Annotated in this window: 20 protein-coding genes; 8 read left to right on the plus strand and 12 right to left on the minus strand. The window is 73.3% G+C overall.

Annotated elements, in window-relative coordinates; translation table 11 throughout:
- Positions 1–80 precede the first annotated feature (80 nt).
- Positions 81–455, minus strand: coding sequence for a hypothetical protein (locus tag ACZ6CL_RS13670; protein ID WP_468935320.1), 375 nt, complete (start codon positions 453–455; stop codon positions 81–83).
- 228 nt (positions 456–683) lie between these two features.
- Here ACZ6CL_RS13670 and ACZ6CL_RS13675 point away from each other — a divergent pair, with 228 nt between their 5' ends.
- The 5 genes from ACZ6CL_RS13675 to ACZ6CL_RS13695 all read left to right on the plus strand — a co-directional run bounded on the left by ACZ6CL_RS13675 (position 684) and on the right by ACZ6CL_RS13695 (position 6,397).
- A complete protein-coding gene (locus tag ACZ6CL_RS13675; RefSeq protein WP_009713557.1) occupies positions 684–1,124 on the plus strand; it encodes an Lrp/AsnC family transcriptional regulator in 441 nt (146 codons plus the stop codon).
- Positions 1,125–1,227: 103 nt separating this feature from the next.
- Positions 1,228–2,871 (plus strand): amidohydrolase, encoded by a 1,644-nt coding sequence (locus ACZ6CL_RS13680; RefSeq protein WP_468935324.1) that lies wholly within the window; start codon positions 1,228–1,230, stop codon positions 2,869–2,871.
- 588 nt (positions 2,872–3,459) lie between these two features.
- A complete protein-coding gene (gene lnt, locus ACZ6CL_RS13685) occupies positions 3,460–5,199 on the plus strand; it encodes an apolipoprotein N-acyltransferase (protein WP_468935327.1) in 1,740 nt (579 codons plus the stop codon).
- A gap of 149 nt (positions 5,200–5,348) precedes the next feature.
- Positions 5,349–6,083, plus strand: coding sequence for a polyprenol monophosphomannose synthase (locus tag ACZ6CL_RS13690; protein WP_468936025.1), 735 nt, complete (start codon positions 5,349–5,351; stop codon positions 6,081–6,083).
- A 119-nt stretch (positions 6,084–6,202) separates the two neighbouring features.
- On the plus strand, positions 6,203–6,397 hold the full coding sequence (locus tag ACZ6CL_RS13695; RefSeq protein ID WP_468935329.1) for a Rho termination factor N-terminal domain-containing protein: 195 nt from the start codon (positions 6,203–6,205) through the stop codon (positions 6,395–6,397).
- A 4-nt stretch (positions 6,398–6,401) separates the two neighbouring features.
- On the opposite strand, the gene ACZ6CL_RS13700 is transcribed toward ACZ6CL_RS13695, so the two are convergent.
- From ACZ6CL_RS13700 to ACZ6CL_RS13725, 6 genes are read right to left on the minus strand one after another with little or no spacing between them, the layout of a single operon-like run.
- Positions 6,402–8,216, minus strand: coding sequence for a complex I subunit 5 family protein (locus ACZ6CL_RS13700; protein ID WP_468935331.1), 1,815 nt, complete (start codon positions 8,214–8,216; stop codon positions 6,402–6,404).
- 4 nt (positions 8,217–8,220) lie between these two features.
- Positions 8,221–8,565, minus strand: coding sequence for a sodium:proton antiporter (locus ACZ6CL_RS13705; protein ID WP_468935334.1), 345 nt, complete (start codon positions 8,563–8,565; stop codon positions 8,221–8,223).
- Positions 8,562–9,332 (minus strand): MnhB domain-containing protein, encoded by a 771-nt coding sequence (locus ACZ6CL_RS13710; protein WP_468935336.1) that lies wholly within the window; start codon positions 9,330–9,332, stop codon positions 8,562–8,564. Before ACZ6CL_RS13710 ends, ACZ6CL_RS13705 begins: the two co-directional genes overlap by 4 nt.
- Complete coding sequence (locus tag ACZ6CL_RS13715; protein WP_468935339.1) at positions 9,329–9,598, minus strand: Na(+)/H(+) antiporter subunit B; 270 nt, start codon at positions 9,596–9,598, stop codon at positions 9,329–9,331. Before ACZ6CL_RS13715 ends, ACZ6CL_RS13710 begins: the two co-directional genes overlap by 4 nt.
- A complete protein-coding gene (locus tag ACZ6CL_RS13720; RefSeq protein ID WP_468935342.1) occupies positions 9,595–10,035 on the minus strand; it encodes an MrpF/PhaF family protein in 441 nt (146 codons plus the stop codon). Before ACZ6CL_RS13720 ends, ACZ6CL_RS13715 begins: the two co-directional genes overlap by 4 nt.
- Entirely contained in the window at positions 10,032–10,196 is a 165-nt protein-coding gene (locus tag ACZ6CL_RS13725; protein ID WP_468935344.1) for a hypothetical protein, read from the minus strand. Before ACZ6CL_RS13725 ends, ACZ6CL_RS13720 begins: the two co-directional genes overlap by 4 nt.
- Positions 10,197–10,322: 126 nt before the next feature.
- Between ACZ6CL_RS13725 and fxsA the strand changes: the two genes are divergently transcribed.
- Positions 10,323–10,928, plus strand: coding sequence for an FxsA family membrane protein (gene fxsA / locus ACZ6CL_RS13730; RefSeq protein WP_468935346.1), 606 nt, complete (start codon positions 10,323–10,325; stop codon positions 10,926–10,928).
- An 88-nt stretch (positions 10,929–11,016) separates the two neighbouring features.
- Here fxsA and ACZ6CL_RS13735 read toward each other — a convergent pair whose 3' ends face one another.
- Together ACZ6CL_RS13735 and yczE are read right to left on the minus strand one after the other, a co-directional pair.
- Positions 11,017–11,394 carry an RNA polymerase-binding protein RbpA gene (locus ACZ6CL_RS13735; RefSeq protein WP_055556980.1) on the minus strand — a complete coding sequence of 126 codons (378 nt, stop codon included), beginning with the start codon at positions 11,392–11,394 and terminating at the stop codon, positions 11,017–11,019.
- 256 nt (positions 11,395–11,650) lie between these two features.
- Positions 11,651–12,283, minus strand: a complete 633-nt coding sequence (gene yczE, locus ACZ6CL_RS13740) for a membrane protein YczE (RefSeq protein WP_468936028.1) — start codon at positions 12,281–12,283, stop codon at positions 11,651–11,653.
- A 211-nt stretch (positions 12,284–12,494) separates the two neighbouring features.
- Here yczE and ACZ6CL_RS13745 point away from each other — a divergent pair, with 211 nt between their 5' ends.
- Positions 12,495–14,057 carry an SCO1417 family PLP biosynthesis transcription factor gene (locus ACZ6CL_RS13745; RefSeq protein WP_468935349.1) on the plus strand — a complete coding sequence of 521 codons (1,563 nt, stop codon included), beginning with the start codon at positions 12,495–12,497 and terminating at the stop codon, positions 14,055–14,057.
- A 33-nt stretch (positions 14,058–14,090) separates the two neighbouring features.
- On the opposite strand, the gene ACZ6CL_RS13750 is transcribed toward ACZ6CL_RS13745, so the two are convergent.
- Together ACZ6CL_RS13750 and ACZ6CL_RS13755 are read right to left on the minus strand one after the other, a co-directional pair.
- Positions 14,091–15,704, minus strand: coding sequence for a hypothetical protein (locus ACZ6CL_RS13750; RefSeq protein ID WP_468935352.1), 1,614 nt, complete (start codon positions 15,702–15,704; stop codon positions 14,091–14,093).
- Between the two features lies 1 nt (position 15,705).
- Positions 15,706–15,900, minus strand: coding sequence for a hypothetical protein (locus ACZ6CL_RS13755; RefSeq protein WP_039936790.1), 195 nt, complete (start codon positions 15,898–15,900; stop codon positions 15,706–15,708).
- A gap of 227 nt (positions 15,901–16,127) precedes the next feature.
- Here ACZ6CL_RS13755 and ACZ6CL_RS13760 point away from each other — a divergent pair, with 227 nt between their 5' ends.
- Complete coding sequence (locus ACZ6CL_RS13760) at positions 16,128–16,547, plus strand: ankyrin repeat domain-containing protein (protein WP_468935354.1); 420 nt, start codon at positions 16,128–16,130, stop codon at positions 16,545–16,547.
- A 76-nt stretch (positions 16,548–16,623) separates the two neighbouring features.
- Here the strand turns inward: ACZ6CL_RS13760 and ACZ6CL_RS13765 are convergent, their stop codons facing one another.
- Positions 16,624–17,988 carry a hypothetical protein gene (locus ACZ6CL_RS13765; RefSeq protein WP_468935357.1) on the minus strand — a complete coding sequence of 455 codons (1,365 nt, stop codon included), beginning with the start codon at positions 17,986–17,988 and terminating at the stop codon, positions 16,624–16,626.
- Between the last annotated feature and the right edge of the window lie 29 nt (positions 17,989–18,017).

Consider the following 18,017-nt stretch of genomic DNA (forward strand, 5'->3'; position numbering starts at 1 on the left):
CGTACGGGGCGGTCAGGGGGCGCGGCACTAGCCGGGCCCCCGCCGTTTTTCACGTTCGCTACGGGGCCGTTCCGCGTGCGCTACGAGCGGGACGCGGCGTGGCGCGGTGTCATCGGCGTCCTGATCGGGCGCGAGCCCGGGCCGCCGATGTGCGAGAACGGCTGCTTCCGCCAGTCCAGCCCCTCCGGCAGCGTCAGCAGTAGCGCCGCGTCCTGCTCGTGCGCGTCGAGCGTGGCGTCCGCGGCGGCGGCGTCCGCCACTCCGCGCCCGGTGCCGGGGCACACCGTCAGTCCGAACGGGTTCCACGGAGACGGGCACAGCGCGTGCTCCGGGAGTACGTCCTCGTCCGCGAGCAGGGCGATGGGCTGCGCGCAGTCCGGGCACATGACCCGGAACATTTCATACGTTTCGTAGGTTTCGATGTCGCCTTCGTCGAGGCGCTCAACGTAGGGCATGAGATTTCCCCCTCGGGTGGGCTGGCCAGGCGCGTCGGCCTCGACCACAGCAAGCATTTCCCTTGCCGTCGCATAGGTAATCGCGGCATCCCATAGGACACCCACGAGGAGATGTGGTGTTCGTCACATGCCCCGTGCAGATGCTGCCCGTCCGCCACCCCTCCGGAGCCGGTTCGCGGGGTGCGCCCGCTGTGCCCGGAGGCCTCCGACCACATAAGGTGATCGGCTGTGGAGGAGTTGGACAGACAAATCGTGGAGCTGCTCGTCAAGGACGGGCGGATGAGCTACACGGACCTGGGCAAGGCCACTGGCCTGTCCACATCGGCCGTGCATCAGCGGGTCCGTCGCCTGGAGCAGCGGGGAGTGATCCGCGGCTACGCGGCCGTGGTGGACCCGGAGGCCGTGGGGCTGCCCCTGACCGCCTTCATCTCGGTCAAACCTTTTGACCCCAGCGCGCCGGACGACATCTCCGACCGGCTCGCCGAGGTGCCCGAGATCGAGGCGTGCCACAGCGTCGCGGGCGACGAGAACTACATCCTCAAGGTGCGGGTCGCCACCCCGCTGGAGCTGGAGCACCTGCTCAGCCGGATCCGCTCGCTGGCCGGTGTCTCCACCCGCACCACCGTCGTCCTGTCCACCCCGTACGAGGCGCGCCCGCCGCGCGTCTGATCCTCCCCGTACCGACCCCCGTACCCCCCCGTACGGGCCCGGCCGGACCTGTGGTCCCCGGTGCCCGGATCGTCCGAAAACCGACCCCGCGAGGCAGCCCGCCGTGAACGACCCGACCCCCGCCCAGGCCGACGAAGGCCGTACCGTCCTGCTGCGCGGGGGCGAGGTGCACAGCCCCGCCGACCCGTTCGCGACCGCGATGGTCGTCGAGGGCGACACCATCGCCTGGGTCGGCTCCGAGGGCGCCGCGGACGGCTTCGCGGACGGTGTGGACGAGGTGGTGCGGCTGGACGGGGCGCTGGTCACCCCCGCGTTCACCGATGCGCATGTGCACACCACCGCCACCGGGCTCGCCCTCACCGGACTCGACCTGACCGGCGTCCCGACCCTCGCCCAGGCCCTGGAGCGGGTCCGTGCGCACGCCGCCGCCCACCCCGCCGACCAGATGCTTCTCGGCCACGGCTGGGACGCCAGCGGCTGGCCCGGCGGCCGCCCGCCCTCCCGCGCCGAACTGGACGAGGCCACCGGCGGCCGCCCCCTCTACCTCAGCCGGGCCGACGTGCACTCCGCGGTCGTCACCACCGCGCTGCTCGACCGCGTTCCCGGCATCACCGGACGCACCGGCTACCACCCCGACGCGCCGCTGACCGGCGACGCCCACCACGCCGTGCGCGCCGCCGCGTACGCGAGCGTGACGGCGCGGCAGCGCGAGGACGCCCAGCGCGCCGCCCTCGCCCACGCCGCCGCCGTCGGCATCGGCTCCCTCCACGAATGCGCGGGCCCCGGCATCTCCGGCGAGGACGACCTCACCGGGCTGCTGCGGCTCGCCGCCGCGGAGCCCGGCCCCCGGGTCCACGTCTACTGGGCCGAGGCCGTGACCGGCGCCGCCGACCTGGAGAAGGTACGTGCCCTGGGCGCCGCCGGAGCCGCCGGAGACCTCTTCGTGGACGGCGCCCTCGGCTCCCACACCGCCTGCCTCCACCAGCCGTACGCCGACGCGCCGCACACCGGCACCGCCTACCTGGACGCGGCCGCCGTGGCCGCCCATGTCGCCGTCTGCACCGAGGGCGGCGTCCAGGCCGGGTTCCACGCCATCGGTGACGCCGCCGTCTCCGCCGTCGTCGAGGGCGTACGGGCCGCGGCCGACAAGGTGGGCCTGGCCCGGGTGCGCGCCGCCCGGCACCGCGTCGAGCACGCCGAGATGCTCACCCCCGAGACCATCGCCGCCTTCGCCGACCTCGGCCTCACCGCCTCCGTCCAGCCCGCCTTCGACGCCGCCTGGGGCGGCGAGGAGGGCATGTACGCCCAGCGGCTCGGCGCCGAGCGGGCCCGTACCCTCAACCCGTACGCGGCGCTGCTGCGGGCCGGGGTGCCCCTGGCGCTCGGCTCCGACAGCCCCGTCACGCCGCTGGACCCGTGGGGCACCGTGCGCGCCGCCGCCTTCCACCGCACCCCGGAGCACCAGATCTCCGCCCGCGCCGCCTTCACCGCCCACACCCGCGGGGGCTGGCGGGCCATCGGACGGGACGACGCGGGCGTCCTCGTGCCCGGCGCGCCCGCCGACTACACCGTGTGGCGGACCGGGGAACTCGTCGTCCAGGTCCCCGACACGCGGGTGGCGGGCTGGTCGACCGATCCGCGCTCCGGCACGCCCGGGCTGCCCGATCTCACCCCCGGCGGCCAACTTCCCGTCTGTGTGCGCACGGTGGTGGGCGGACGCACCGTGCACAGCCGTCCGGACGAGTGACGCGAGAGCGCCGCGTACCGCCGAACGATGTCCCACCGGCCTGTCGCGGCGGCTGAACATTGTCCGTACTGACCTGGTCATTTGAGGAAACGGCGCAGGTCATGCGACTGTTGACAGAGTCCGGTTGGTGGCCGGTAGGTTCGGCCCCGTCCACCACAGGACAACCCGACCGGGGAATCTTCACGCAGTCGTCGAACGCCGCTGGGCCAGAGGGAGACGCGCCGCCCAGGCCGTCACCACTGGGAGCCAGGTCCAGCGCACGGGGGCGAGGGAGGGTCGCCGGGTCGGCAGGTGCGACCCGGGAGGGGCCCGGACGCTCAGTAGACAACGGCTCTCGGTCGACCCGCAGCCAGCGGGCCCCAGGTCGGCCCGAAGGGCGTCGGGCCCCCATCCGCACGCACACGGCGGACCGCCCCCCGCGAGGGGGCGGCATCCGCCGAAATCACGGCCCCGGTCCGCACGGACCCCCGGTCTTCTTCCTCGCGATTTCCCCGTGATTTCCCCGCGTTCCGCACCTCGGGGACACAGCCGCGCGCCCGCGTTATACGGTCACCTCACCACAGCTTGATTGCAGGAAGGCCGCAAACCGTGCCCTCGGGTTCCGACACCACCGCCGAAGCCGCCTCGTCCGGCCCGGCCGAAGAACGACCGGACGGGCCGCGGACGCCCTCCGCCGCGCCCGGACCGGGCGACGAGGGGGACGCCGCGGCGAAGGCGTCCACGCCCCCCGGTGGGGGCCGTCCCGGCCGGTGGCGCCGCCTGGGCGGGCTCGCCCGCCGCGAGGCGGGGCGCAGCGCGCTCGCGGCCCTCTCCGGGGTCGCGCTCGGGCTCGCCTTCCCGCCGTTCGACCTGTGGCCGCTGTCCCTGCTGTCCGTGGCGGCCCTGAGCCTGCTCACCCACGGCCGGACGGTCCGCCAGGGCGCCTGGACGGGGTTCGCGTTCGGGGTGCCGTTCTTCCTGCTGCTGTTGAAGTGGCTGAGCGTGATCGGCTGGGACGCGGTGATCGGCCTGTCGGTCATCGAATCGCTCTTCCTGGTGCTGATGGGCGCCGGGTTCGCGCTGGTCTCCCGGCTGCCGGTGCCGTCCCTGTGGCCGCTGTGGACGGCCTGTCTGTGGGTGGCCGAGGAGCTGGCCCGGGACCGGGTGCCGTTCGGCGGCTTCCCCTGGGGGCGGCTGGCCTTCGCCAACACCGGGTCGCCGTTCACCCCGCTCGCCGCGCTCGGCGGCGCCCCGCTGGTCACCTTCGCCGTCGCGCTGACCGGCGGACTGCTGGCCTCCGCCGCGCTCGCCCTGTGGCGGCTGCGGGCGGACGGCCGTCTGACCGCGAGGGGCGCGCTGCCCGCCGCCGGCGCGGTCGTCGTCGCGGCCGCCATGACCGTGGGCGGGTTCGCGGTGCCGATCCCGACGAAGGCGGACGACAGCGTGGACGTCGCCGTCGTCCAGGGCAACGTGCAGCAGGCGGGCATGGACTTCCTGGGCCGTCCCATGAAGATCCTCAACAACCACGTGGACGCCACGCTCGACCTGGCCAAGGACGTCAAGGCCGGCCGGATCAAGAAGCCCGACCTCGTCATATGGCCGGAAAACTCCTCCGACCTGGACCCCTTCCAGTACCAGGAGGCCTACGCCCGGATCGACGAGGCAGTGAAGGCGATCGGCGTACCGGTGCTCGTCGGCGCCCTGGTCGACCACCCCTCCAAGCCGGGGTACGTGTTCAACGAGGGCATCGTCTGGGACCCCAAGGACGGCCCCGGCGCCCAGTACACCAAGCAGCACCCGGTGCCCTTCGGCGAGTACGTGCCGTTCCGCAAGGAACTGAGCAAGATCATCACGCGGCTGCAGCGCGTCCCCCGCGACTTCTTCCCCGGCGACCACACCGGTCTGCTGCAGGTCGGCCCGGCCAAGCTGGGCGATGTGATCTGCTTCGAGGTCGCCTACGACGAGATCGTGCGCGACACGGTCAACGCGGGCGCCCGCGCGATCGTCGTCCAGACCAACAACGCCACCTACGGCGAGAGCGGCCAGCCCGAACAGCAGCTGGTCATGTCCCGGCTGCGGGCGATCGAACACGGCCGTCCGGTGATCACCGCGGCCACCAGCGGGATCAGCGCGGTCGTCGCGCCGGATGGCACGATCGAGCAGCGGACGAAAGAATTCACGCAAGACGTGCTCACCGCGCGCATCCCGCTGCGTGACGGCACGACCCTCGCCGACCGCGTCGGTGCGACCCCGGAGTGGGTGCTCGCTATGGTGGGCGTTCTGTCCTGCGCGGCCGCGATCATGATCGGCCGTCGGGGACGTACGGACGAGAAGGGGCAGCAGCCGTGAGCGACGCACGCGAGGCCGAGGAGCCGACCACCCAGGCCGACCAGCCGCGCACCGGGGCAGACGAGGCCGATGGGCCCGGCACCGAGGACGGGGGTCCGGAGCCGCGCCGCACCGGCCAGGACGACGGCGGACGGCGGAAGTACGGTCCGCTGGGCACCGTCCTGGTGATCATTCCGACCTTCAACGAGGCGGAGAACATCGCGCCGATCGTCGCCCGGGTCAGGGAGTCCGTACCGGACGCCCACGTCCTCGTCGCCGACGACAACAGCCCGGACGGCACCGGCAAGGTCGCCGACGAGCTGGCGGCCGACGACGACCACGTCAAGGTCCTGCACCGCAAGGGCAAGGAAGGCCTGGGCGCCGCCTATCTGGCGGGCTTCCGCTGGGGCATCGAGCACGGCTACGGCGTCCTGGTGGAGATGGACGCGGACGGCTCGCACCAGCCCGAGGAACTGCCCCGGCTGCTCACCGCGCTCAAGGGCGCGGACCTGGTGATCGGCTCGCGCTGGGTGCCCGGCGGACGGATCGTCAACTGGCCCAAGTCCCGCGAGTTCATCTCCCGGGGCGGCAGCACGTACTCCCGGCTCATGCTCGACGTGCCGATCCGCGACATGACGGCGGGTTACCGGGCCTTCCGCAAGGAGACCCTGGAGGGGCTCGGCATGGAGGCCGTCGCCTCCCAGGGCTACTGCTTCCAGATCGACCTGGCCTGGCGCGCCGTCAAGGCGGGCTTCCACGTCATCGAGGTCCCCGTCACGTTCATCGAGCGCGAGCGCGGCGAGAGCAAGATGAGCCGGGACATCGTCACCGAGGCGGCCTGGCGCGTCATGTCCTGGGGCGTGGGCTCACGGGTGAACAAGCTGCTGGGGCGCAAGGACCCGTAGCCGCCCCCGGGGCCATAGCCGCCCCGGGGCCCTTGGGAAGCAGCGGGAACGCGCTCGGAGTAGTCCCACGGGCGGCACTCCGTCACCTGCCGGACACTGAAGGCGGAAGGAGGCGGAACATGCCCAAGATGACCATGAAGAGCAGCAGCAAGAGCGCACAGCGCAGGACGATGGCCCCCAAGGGTGCGAAGTCCGGCGGCATGGAGGCGCGTACCAAGGAAGACCTGTACCGCGAGGCCCAGAAGGCCGGGATCGAGGGCAGGTCGCAGATGTCGAAGAGTCAGCTGATCTCCGCTCTGCGCCGTAATCGTTGATCCGCTAGCGGATCCCCGGGACGGTCAGCGCGGTCAGCAGAGCCGTCCCGGCGACCATCCAGGCGACGTAGTCGCCGACGTGCCCGGACTGCAGCCGCCGTACGGGCACGAGCAGCGCGGCCGCCCCGGTGCGGGCGGGCCGCCGCACCGCCAGTGCGGCCAGGGCGATGGCGAGGGCTGTGGAGAGCAGCCCGAGCAGGATCCCGGCCGCCGACCAGTGCGGCGGCACGAACGCCGGGGCGGACGCCACGCGTCCGCCGAGCACCGCGTGCCGGTAGCCGGAGCCGTCGGTGAACAGCGCGCCGGCCCGGCCGACGGCGTGGGTGAGCGACGGGACCAGCCCGGCCGTCAGCGACCCGGCCAGCAGCCCCGCCGGTACGGCCAGCATCGGCACCGGAATGCGCCCGAGGCGGCCGCCGGTCTCCGGCTCCTCCTCGCCGGTGGTCTCCGGGCCCGCGCTCCGCTGGTCGTGCGGCGGCCGGCCCGCCCCGGCGAAGACCCGCAGGGCCACGCGCAGCACCGCGCCGCCGGTCACCGCCGACACCAGGACGTACAGCGCGGGCAGCACCGCCGCCGTGTGCCCGGCGGCCTCCTCGGCGACCGCTTTGCCGAGCCCCGGGCCGAACGGCGGCAGCCCGCACAGCGCCAGCCCGCCCACCGTGAACAGGGCCCCCACCAGGCGGAGTTCCCGCGCCTTCCCGTACAGCTCGTGCTCGTCCACGGAGGCGTACCGGTCCAGCAGGATGCCCGCGCACGCGAACAGGGCCGCCTTCACGCCCGCGTGGCCGACGACGTACAGCGCGGTCCCGGAGACGGCGTCGGGGGAGAGCACGGCCAGGCCGGTCAGGAACAGCCCGGTGTGGGCCACCGTGGAGAACGCCAGCAGCCGCTTGAGGTGGCGCTGCTGCCAGCACATGACCGCGCCCAGCACGGCCGTGAGCGCGCCGAGGGTCAGCAGCGCGTGGGTGAAGGAGGGGTGCGCGATGCCGCCCGGGCCCGAGAAGACCGTCCAGTAGACCCGGCCGACCCCGTACACCCCCAGCTCCACCATGACGCCGGACAGCAGCATGCACACGGGGGTGGGGGCGACCGCGTGCGCGTCGGGCAGCCAGAAGTGGAAGGGCACCGCGGCCGCCTTCACCAGCAGACCCGTCGTCACCAGGACGAACGCGGCGAGTACCAGCGCGTCCGGATGTCCTGTGCCGAGCGCCCGCCCGAGCTGGGCGAAGCCCAGCTCCCCGGTGCGCGCGTACAGCAGAGTGATGCCCAGCAGCATGCAGTACGCGCCGAGGGAGTTCACCACGCCGAACGCCAGCGCCCCCTGGAGCGGTTTCGGCTCCTCCACCCGGAAGCCGGTCAGCGCGTACGCGACGACGCCCATCAGCTCGAAGAAGACGAACGCGTTGAACAGGTCCCCGGTCAGCGCGAAGCCGCACATGCCCGCCTGGAAGAGCAGGATCAGCGCCGGGAAGGAACCGGTGTGACCGCTCGGCGGCTCCTCGAAATAGCGCCAGGAGTAGACCAGGACGGCCACCACGAGCAGCGAGACCAGGCCCGCGAGCCCGGTGCCCAGCGGATCGCCCACCAGCACGATGCCCACGCCCTCGCCCCCCGCCGGGCGCCAGCCGCCCGCCCATTCCACGGGATGGCCCGCGGAGTGCCCCGCCAGGATCAGCGCCAGCGCGGCGGTGGCGGCCGCGAAGGCGCAGCCCAGGACGTCGGAGGCGAGCCGCGGCAGCCGCCGCCCGGCGGCCACCAGCACCGCGGCGCCGAGCAGCGGTACGGCGACCACCAGCGGCAGCAGCCGCGCGGCGTCCACCCGGTCAGCCCTTCAGCTCGGACAGCGCGTCCGGGTCGACCGTGCCGTGCCGCTTGCGGAGCTGGACGACGAGGGCGAGCAGCAGCGCGGTCACCGTCGCGCCCACCACGATGTCGGTGAGGGCGAGCGCCTGGACCACCGGGTCGACCACGCGGCTGTCGGTGGGCGCGTCGGAGAACACCGGGGCGGTGCCGCCGTCGCGGTAGCCGACGGCGAGCAGCAGGACGTACGTGGAGGACTGGGCGACGGCCAGGCACCCCACGGCATGGATCAGGTTCCGGCTGGTCACCAGCCCGTACACCCCGATCAGGAAGATCCATCCGGCGATCAGGTACGGCAGGACCGTCACACCCGCTCCTTTCCGCTGTCCCCGTGGTTTCCGTTGTCGTTGGCGTTCTCGATCTCCACGGCCTGGTCCAGGAAACGGGCCAGCAGGACGACGATCCCGCTGGTGACCTCGATGCCGACGGCCGCGTTCAGCAGGATGACGGTGCCGCCGGAGGACAGCGTGGCGAAGGTGCCCAGGGGGAGGACGTTGGCGAGGAACGCCGACCCGGCGAGGACGGCCCCGAGTCCGGTGACGACGTACGCCGCCTCGCCCGCGGCGTCCCCGATCTCGTACAGGGGGAGCGGCCGGACGCGCTCCAGCGCCCGGTAGTCGGCGGCGATGTAGAGGAGGTGCAACGCGGTCGCCGCCACCACCCCGCCCTGGAAGCCGCCGCCCGGGCTGACCTGGCCGTGAGCGATCACATAGAGGCCGGTCAGCGTCGCGAGCGGCAGCATCGGCAGCGCGAACCACCGCACCTGGCGGGGTACCGCGGCGGGCGCGGGCTTCCTGCGCTCCTCGTCGGCGGTCTGGCGCAGCAGGACGACGGCGCCCAGCACCGCGGCGAACAGGATCGTCTCCTCGCCGAGCGTGTCGAAGGCGCGCAGGTCGAAGTTGACGGACGCGATGACGTTGGCGGTGTGGTGGCCGAGGGCGGCGCGCACGGCCCGCTCCCCGTACGGATGGTGGCCGGAGCCGAACGGCGGCAGGGAGAAGCAGGCCGTGGCGAACAGCGCCGCGAAGACGGCCGCTCCCGCCAGGAAGAGCCACAGGCGGCCGCGGGCGCTCATCGCCCGCGCTCCTTGTCCGCACTGTCCCCGGGACGGCGTCGCACCTTCCGTACGGTCAGCAGGATCATCAGCGGGGTCACCGCGGAGCCGACCGCGAGCTGGGACAGCGCGACGTCGGGTGCCTGGACGAACGTGAACAGCAGGGCCAGCGACAGCCCGAGGAACGAGAGGACGAGCGCCTGCCGCACCGGGTCGCGGTTGAGCACGGCGGCGGTGGCGGCGCCCGCGACCAGCAGCAGGGCCACGGAGATCAGGACATCGGTCATGCGGCCCGGCTCTCGCTCGGGCGGCCGCCGCCCGCACTGGTCACCACGGTGCCCGCGATCAGCAGCGCCCCGATCAGCAGCAGCTTCAGCATGGCCCGGCCGGGCCCGGCCGCCACGCACAGCGGCAGCACGATGGCGGGGACCCCGAGCAGCGCCGTCCAGCGCACCAGCCGGGAGCCGGGCAGGACGCCGAGGAAGCGGGCGTAGATCAGCGTGCCGGTGGGCCCGAGTACGGACAGCACCAGCGCGACGTCCACGTACCCGGGGCGGCCGAAGCCCTGGGCGGCGGGGAGCAGCGCCAGGCCGCCCAGCAGCGAGCTGAGGTTCTGGGCGACCAGCCGGTCCTCGGGCGCCCCGTGGGAGACCCACCACAGCACCGGCGCGAGGGCCAGTAGCGGTACGAGTGCCACCAGCAGCCAGGCGTCGGACGCGCTCACCGGCCCGTCACCACCCGGCGCGCGGCGCGGGCGACGAGGGCGGTGGGGAGCGCGACGGCCGCGCCCACCATGACCTCCAGGGAGTCGACCGTGCTGATGAGCACCAGCCAGACCCCGGTCAGCGCCAGCCACCAGGCCAGCACCTCGAGCACACCGGACATTCCGCCACCTCCGCGGCGGCGGGTACCCGGACCGCCGCCGCCGATTCCCTGTGGATTCCGTCCGGGAGTGCCTGGATCCACGCCCCGGGGTCCGTACAGCGCTCGGGTCCGGGCACACTTGGAGGCATGATGACCGGCGCATCTCAGCAGAGCGACCCGACCCGCCCGAAGCGCAGCCGTGCCCGCACTTTCGTACCGCTGGGCGTCGCTGCCTGGCTGGTGCTGGAGATCTGGCTGCTGACCCTGGTCGCGGAGGCGGCCGGTGGGTTCACCGTCTTCCTGCTGCTGGTCGCGGGCGCGGTCGTGGGCGCGACCGTCGTCAAGCGGGCGGGGCGCCGGGCATGGCAGAACCTGGCGCGGACGATGCAGCCGGGCGCCGAGCCCGCCGAGCAGCCGGGGCGCACCGGGAACTCTTTCACCATGCTCGGCGGGCTGCTGCTGATGATCCCGGGGCTGATCTCGGACGTGGCCGCGCTGCTGTGCCTGTTCCCGCCGACCGCGGCGCTGCTGCGGCGCCGCACCGAGAGCGCGCTGTCGCGCCGGATGGGCTACACACCGGGCTCCCTGGGCGTCGCCTTCGGGCAGGGCGGGTCGGGGCGGCAGCCGGGCCCGGGGCCGGGTTCGGCCGGGGGCTCGCGGGACGGCCAGGTCATCCAGGGCGAGGTCGTCCGGGACGACGTGAGCCGGGATGACACGGGCCGCGGCGATGTGGTCCGGGACGACAAGGACTGATCGAAAAGCGCACAAAAAGCGCACAAGGGCCGGGGCCACTGCTCAGCAGTGGCCCCGGCCCTTGTGCGTCAGTACTGCCGTTTGCGGCTCAGGCAGACTTACGGCTCGTGTCGCGCGGGTGCACGGCGATGTTCATGGCGCCCGAACGAAGGATCGCCAGCCGCTCGGCCAGCACTTCCTCCAGCTCCTCACGGGTACGCCGCTCCATGAGCATGTCCCAGTGCGTGCGCGCGGGCTTGCCCTTCTTCTCCTCTGGTCCCTCGCCGTCGACCAGGAGTGCCATGGCGCCGCACGCCTTGCACTCCCACTCCGAAGGGATCTCCGCCTCTACCGAGAACGGCATCTCGAATCGATGTCCGTTCTGGCATGCGTACTCCACCGCCTGGCGCGGGGCCAGATCGATGCCGCGGTCGGTCTCGTAGCTGGTCACCACGAGTCGCGTGCCGCGAAGAGCTCGCTCACTCATGAATCGTGCCTCCCGGGCTTCTCGCCCACAGGACAGGTGTCGCTGTCGTCGTCATCCGGTCAACGTCCGGTCGGCGGTGAAGATTCCCGATCTGGGACATGCGTCGCCCGTCGTGCCGCCCCGTTGTTGTACCCACAGGCGCCCGGTTTGTCACATCTGGCAGCAGATGTCACCCAGCGTTTCTCATGCTTTAGCGCGCAGTAACGGTCCGCCTGGTGGGCCAAGGGCGTACACTACCGCTCCGCGTGCGCGAGGGCTAAATCAGGTCACGGATCGGACTCCGTGAACCGCCCTGCGCCACCACCGGTGAACTCTCCGTGGCCCCGCCGGGAGCGCCTTCGGCCGTGCCGTCCGCCGCGTCGCCGGTGGCTGAGGGTATCGCGAACAGGCCCAGGAAGTACTGCGAAAGCGGCCCGATGGCCAGCGCGTACAGTACCGTGCCCACCCCGACCGAGCCGCCGAGTGCGAACCCCGTGGCCAGCACTGCCACCTCGATCCCGGTCCGCACCAGCCGGATCGACCGGCCGGTGCGCTGGTGCAGCCCCGTCATTAGGCCGTCCCGCGGCCCCGGCCCGAACCGCGCCGAGATGTACAGCCCGGTGGCCGCGCCGCCCAGCACGACCGAGATCACGAGGAGGGGGACGCGCAGCGCCAGCGCGTCCGGCTGCGGTGTGAGCCACAGGGTGGCGTCCACCGTGATGCCGATCACCATCACGTTCGACACCGTGCCGAGCCCCGGCCGCTGCCGCAGCGGAATCCACAGCAGGAGCACGGCGACCCCGACGATGATCGTCACCGTGCCGAACGACAGCGGGGTGCGCTTGGCGATCCCCTGGTGGAACACGTCCCACGGGTCGAGCCCGAGCGCGGCGTGCACCTGGAGCCCCATGCCCACGCCGTAGAGCACGAGTCCACCGTAGAGCTGGATGAGACGACGGGTGAGGTGGCGGGAGCCCCCCGAGGCTTCCTTGGACAACGCGAACTCCTGAGGTGTGTGGCCACTTCTGTGCGGGCTGGTGCCATTGGCCGGTGGCATGTCACTCTGATGCCTGGAAACAGTCCAGTTCCATGGCCAATCCGGGAAAGGTGGACCGCATCCGATGAGTCCCTGGACCTCCGCGGTGGGGGCACCTCAACTGGCCCGGCTGCTCGGCTCCCAGCACACCCGCGATCAGCACCCCCGCGACGCGACGGCCGCGAGCCCGGACGGCGGTTCCGCGGCGGGCCCGGTCGCGGCGCTGAACGGCGGCCGCCGCGTCCCCGCCTACCGCGCGCTCGCCGACGGCGTACGGCTGCTCCTGCTGGAGGGCCGCGTCCCGGTCGCGGCCCGCCTCCCCGCCGAGCGCGAACTCGCCGCGGCGCTCACCGTCAGCCGCACCACCGTCGCCGCCGCCTACGAAGCGCTGCGCGGCGAGGGGTTCCTTGAGTCGCGGCGCGGCGCGGGCAGCTGGACCGCCATGCCCGCCGGAAGCCCGCTGCCCACCCGCGGACTCGACCCGCTGCCCCCGGAGACCGCCGCCTCCGTCATCGACCTCGGCTGTGCCGCGCTCCCCGCCCCCGAGCCGTGGCTGACCCGCGCGACCCGCGGCGCCCTGGAGGAGCTGCCGCCGTACGCCCACACCCACGGCGACTACCCCGCCGGGCTGCCCGTCCTGCGCCAGGCCCTGGCCGACCGCTACACCGCCCGCGGCATACCGACCATGCCCGAACAGATCATGGTCACCACCGGTGCCATGGGCGCCGTCGCCGCCGCCTGCCGCCTCCTGGTCCGCCCCGGTGAGCGCGTCGCCGTCGAATCGCCCAGCTACGCCAATGTGCTGCAGCTGATGCGGGAAGCGGGCGCCCGGCTGGTGCCCGTCGCGATGACCGACAAACTCGCGGGCTGGGACATCCCCGCCTGGCGCCAGGTCCTCGGCGCCGCCGCGCCCCGCATGGCGTACGTCGTCGCGGACTTCCACAACCCCACCGGCGCGCTCGCCACCGAGGAGCAGCGGCGCAGTCTCGTCGACGCCGCCCGCGCGGCCGGGACGGTCCTGATCGCCGACGAGACCATGACCGACCTGCGGCTGGACGACGACGTGGCGATGCCCCGCCCGGTCTGCGCCTTCGACCCGGCGGGCAGCACCGTCATCACCGTGGGCTCCGTGAGCAAGTCCTTCTGGGCCGGGCTGCGCATCGGCTGGGTCCGGGCCGCGCCCGAGGTCATCCGCAGCCTCGTCGCCGCCCGCGCCTACGCCGACCTGGGCACACCCGTCATCGAACAGCTCGCCGTCGCCTGGCTGTTCACCACCGGCGGTTGGGAGGAGGCCATCGAGGTCCGCCGCGCCCACGCCCGCGACAACCGGGACGCGCTCGTGGACGCCGTACGACGCCACCTGCCCGAATGGGAGTTCACCGTGCCGCACGGCGGGCTCACCCTCTGGGCCCGCACCGGCGGCCTCTCCGGCTCCCGCATCGCGGAAACCGGCGCCCGGCTGGGCGTCCGCGTCCCCTCGGGCCCGCGCTTCGGCGTGGACGGTGCCTTCGAGGGCTACGTGCGGCTGCCGTTCACGGTGGCGGGCGCGGTGGCCGACAAGGCCGCGGCCCGGCTGGCGGCCGCCGCGGATCTGGTGGCGACGGGCGCCACGGCGGAGGCGGAGACCCCGCGCACCTGGGTGGCCTGACCCGGCCCGGCCAGCGCGGGGCCCCGATGGCGCTCAGGTGCTCGTGGCCACCGCACGCTCGCCCGGGGAGCCCGCGTCCGGCGCGGGCAGCAGCCGCAGCACCGCCTGCCGCTGCCCCTCGCTCGTCGCGTCGTCGTACGGATCGGGCGTGGCCGGTACCTGGAGCCGGTGCACCGGGCCCGCGCCGAGCCGGGCGTACCCCCGGCCCGCCGGTACCTCGGGCACCGGGGTGGTGGGCGGCGGGGCGCCCAGCACGGCGGTGGTCTGTTCGAGTGAGGCCGGGCCGAGGACCACCCGGGCGCGGGTGTGGGACCGTACGGCCTCGCTCAGCCCCTCCGCCGCGTCGAGCTGCTCGGCCACCACGACCCGTACGTTCGCCGCCCGCCCGTGCCGCAGCGGCACCTGGAGCAGCTCCTGAGGATCCGTACGGCCGTCCGCCGCCGCCACATGGCTGAGCGCGGACGGCCGGTCCAGCACGATCCACAGCGGACGCTGGACGTCGTCCGGCGGCGGATGGCCGAACTGGCGGGCGCGGTTGGCGGCGAGCAGCCGCCGTTCGGTTTCGTGCCCGGCCCACTCCAGCGTGGCCAGCACCCCGGCGAGCCCGCATTCGACGGCCAGCACCCCGGCCCGGCCGCTGAGGCACGCGTACTCGCCGCTCCCGCTGCCGTCCACCACCAGGACGTCGCCGTGCGGCAGCGCCTGCAGCAGGATGGAGCGGAGCAGGGTGGTGGTGCCGCTGCCGGGGCGGCCGAGCACCAGCAGATGCGGTTCGGTGGAGCGCGGCCCGGTGCGCCAGACGACGGGCGGCACATCCCGGGTCGTCGCCCCGTCGGCCGTATCGTCCGCGCCGCCCGCGCCGGAGCCGTCCCCGGCCGTCTCGTCGTCGACGCCTTCCAGCACCGGCAGGGTCCGCCGCACGCGGGACGCGTCCGTGAAGCCGAGCACCGTCTCGCCCGGCGCGGTCACGAAACGCTGGGCGCAGATCGCGGTGGACAGGGCGGGCAGCACTTCCAGGGTGAGCCGGTTCGCCTCCTCGTCCCAGGTGAACAGGTACTCCCGGTCGCGCCCCGACTTCGCGTACAGCAGCTGTTCGATCCGGGCCCGGGCCTCGGGCTCGCCGTCCGTGAAGTACGCGGGGTACCGCAGCAGCAGCCGCGTCAGCCGCCCGTCCTCGTCGAAGGCGAACGACTCGAAGGGGCGCGACCACTCCCCGCCGTGGCCGTAGAGCGGATCCGGGTCCTCGGCCGCGGCGAAGTACGGCACCAGCGCCTCGTAGATCAGGCGCAGCCGCTCGGTCTCGTCGGCGCCGGGCCCGGGGGAGGCGGGGGCGCGCACCCGCCCGGCCCAGCCCGCGGCGCCGAGCAGTCCGACCACCGAGGCCAGCGGCCCGTACGGCAGCAGGAAGACGACGAACACGCAGGCGGCCGCGACGAAGAACGCGGGCCCGCGCTGTTCGCCCGGAAGCTCCGCCCACCGGCGCCGCCCGCCCGTGGCGAGCACCCCCAGCCCGCGGGAGAGGGCGAGCAGCGGGTGGAAGACATCGGCGGCGCTGTCGGCCGCGGTGCGGGCGAACTCGCGGCCGCGGCGGAACGGGGCGCGCCCGGCTCCGCCGAAGCGGAGCCGGGGGAGCGGTAGTCGGCCCACGTCAGATCTTGATCCCGCCCAGCAGACTGGCGAGGCTCGCGCCACCGGCCTTGATGCTCGGGGCGATGGCGGTGCTCGCGAGGTAGAAGCCGAAGAGGGCGCACACGACGCCGTGGGATGCCTTGAGGCCGTCTTTGCGGAAGAAGATGAAGACGACGATGCCGAGCAGGACGACACCGGAAATGGACAGGATCATCTCGGTCTCCTGGCTGGTGGACTGGCGGGGCTGTGGGCGACTCTCACCGTGAGTCATTCCAGAGTCACAGCATGTATCCATCCGGGGAAAGGTGCAAATGGGGAGATTGTTGGCGCAAGCGCAACAATGGTCACGTGCCGGTGATCACATGCACAGGTTGCGCGTGCGCGGGTAGCGGCATGCACAGGCAGTGAACGCACAGCTAGCGAAGCCGGAGGCGATACGCGATGAGCGCACCGAACCCCGAGAGCGAACCCGCTCACGACCCGGAGGTGCTGCAACTGGCGGCCAAGGTCTTCGACCTGGCCCGGCACGGTGACACGGACACCCTCGCCGCCTATGTGGACGCGGGCGTTCCGGCCAACCTCACCAACGACAAGGGCGATTCGCTGCTCGTCCTGGCCGCGTACCACGGCCACGCGGCGGCCGTCTCCGCCCTGCTGGAGCGAGGCGCCGACCCCAACCGGGTCAACGAGCGCGGGCAGACGCCCCTCGCCGGGGCGGCCTTCAAGGGGGAGGAGGAGGTGCTGCGGGTCCTGCTGGCCGCCGGTGCCGACCCGCGCGCGGGCTCGCCCTCGGCGGTCGATACGGCGCGCATGTTCGGGCGGGACGATCTGCTCGCCCTGTTCGGGCCCGCGGACGCCTAGGGGGCGGACACCGCGCCACGGCGGCCGCCCGGGCCGACAGCGCTCGGCGGGCGGCCTGCCCGGCACCGAGCCCGCGTCAGACGGCGACCACGCAGTTGTCGGAGCTGTGGGCGCCGCGGACGGTCACGACGCCGGCCGTGCCGTCCCCGAAGAAGCGGGCGAGGATGCCCGCCGGGCGGCCGCCGAAGAGGAGCGGCCCGAGGACCGGTGAGATGTCGGCGTCGTGGGGCTCGTCGGCGCCGTCGGCGGCCAGGGACAGGCGGCAGGTGCGCGGAGACACGAAGTCCTGCACGATGCTGGTGCCCGCCTCGGCGGCGGTGGTCACCGCCGTCTCCCACTCCGCCGGGTCCGTCTCGCGGCCGATGGCGACCTGCTGGCCGCTCATCCCGATGCTTGCCTTGAGCACCAGCGACTCACGGCCCGCCACGGCGTACTGGACGAGGTCGACCTTACGGTCGCCCCGGTGCGTGAAGCGGTGGGACAGCACCCGGGTCCATGGGAGGTACCGCTCGACCAAGGCCTGCTCGGCAGCGCTCATCCAAGGGCGTCCCTCCGACAACAACCCCATGGTGAGCTTGCTGGACAGGAAGGTGGACGTCTGAGTGCCCACGAGCAGACAACCGTGGTCCAAGGCGTCTTGTACGGGCGCGGTGTCGATGCCCAGCTCGAGCCAGTCCGGGATGGTGAAGTCCCTCAGGCCCACCCGGTAGCGCAGCTGCGGCGGGCAGTCCCAGGCCTCGTGAAGCTCCTCGGGTTCGAAGAAGCGCGCGGTCAGGCCCCGGCTGGTGAAGTACTCGGTCTGGATGTCGAAGTACCGGGTGGAGCCGCCCTGGTCACGGGCGCTGCCCAGCACGGCCACGCGGGGCGCCACGCCCAGTTCGGCGCACAGACCGCGGAACATCTCGCCGCGTACGGCGAAGGGGTCCTGGCTGCTGAACGGCACCCGGCCCCGGTCGTCGGCGTACAGATCACGCCAGACGGCCAGGCGGGAACGTACCTCGACCGGACCGCCGAGCGCCCCGCTGACGTTGAACTCCAGGAACTGCGGGCCGTTCGGGCCGATCACGACGTCCGGGCGGGTCACGCAGTCCGCGTACCGCTCCTCGGCGAACTGGTCGGCCAAGAAGAGCTGGTGCTCACTCTCCGGCATGCGGTACGCCGCCAGCCGGCCCTCCGTGGTGGCCGCCGTTTCCAGTGCGGTGCGGCGCACCAGGTCGAGCAACGCGGCGGTCACCCGGAACAGCTCCGCGTACGACGCGCGCGGCAGCGCGATGGGCGCCGCGGGCAGCAGCCGCTGGTACGGCCAGCCGGTGTCCCGTATCTCGTGGTCCAGCATCCGGCGGATCGTGGCCGGGGGCACGGCCGGCGGGGCGATGCGGTGGTCACCGAACCACGGGTGGCCCGACGGCGCCTGCCTGCCGACCTCCATGAGCACGCTCATCAGTCTTCCCCCGCCCCCTTGCGGTCCGC

Source organism: Streptomyces sp. NPDC041200 (assembly GCF_055591805.1).

Bases quoted from the DNA above. Each gene is read 5' to 3' on its own strand.
- ACZ6CL_RS13725 (WP_468935344.1), bottom strand. From the start codon at position 10,196: ATGTCCGGTGTGCTCGAGGTGCTGGCCTGGTGGCTGGCGCTGACCGGG.
- ACZ6CL_RS13745 (WP_468935349.1), top strand. From the start codon at position 12,495: ATGAGTCCCTGGACCTCCGCGGTGGGGGCACCTCAACTGGCCCGGCTG.
- ACZ6CL_RS13670 (WP_468935320.1), bottom strand. From the start codon at position 455: ATGCCCTACGTTGAGCGCCTCGACGAAGGCGACATCGAAACCTACGAA.
- ACZ6CL_RS13765 (WP_468935357.1), bottom strand. From the start codon at position 17,988: ATGAGCGTGCTCATGGAGGTCGGCAGGCAGGCGCCGTCGGGCCACCCG.
- ACZ6CL_RS13760 (WP_468935354.1), top strand. From the start codon at position 16,128: ATGAGCGCACCGAACCCCGAGAGCGAACCCGCTCACGACCCGGAGGTG.
- ACZ6CL_RS13695 (WP_468935329.1), top strand. From the start codon at position 6,203: ATGCCCAAGATGACCATGAAGAGCAGCAGCAAGAGCGCACAGCGCAGG.
- fxsA (WP_468935346.1), top strand. From the start codon at position 10,323: ATGATGACCGGCGCATCTCAGCAGAGCGACCCGACCCGCCCGAAGCGC.
- ACZ6CL_RS13735 (WP_055556980.1), bottom strand. From the start codon at position 11,394: ATGAGTGAGCGAGCTCTTCGCGGCACGCGACTCGTGGTGACCAGCTAC.
- ACZ6CL_RS13715 (WP_468935339.1), bottom strand. From the start codon at position 9,598: ATGACCGATGTCCTGATCTCCGTGGCCCTGCTGCTGGTCGCGGGCGCC.
- yczE (WP_468936028.1), bottom strand. From the start codon at position 12,283: ATGGGGCTCCAGGTGCACGCCGCGCTCGGGCTCGACCCGTGGGACGTG.
- ACZ6CL_RS13755 (WP_039936790.1), bottom strand. From the start codon at position 15,900: ATGATCCTGTCCATTTCCGGTGTCGTCCTGCTCGGCATCGTCGTCTTC.
- ACZ6CL_RS13710 (WP_468935336.1), bottom strand. From the start codon at position 9,332: ATGAGCGCCCGCGGCCGCCTGTGGCTCTTCCTGGCGGGAGCGGCCGTC.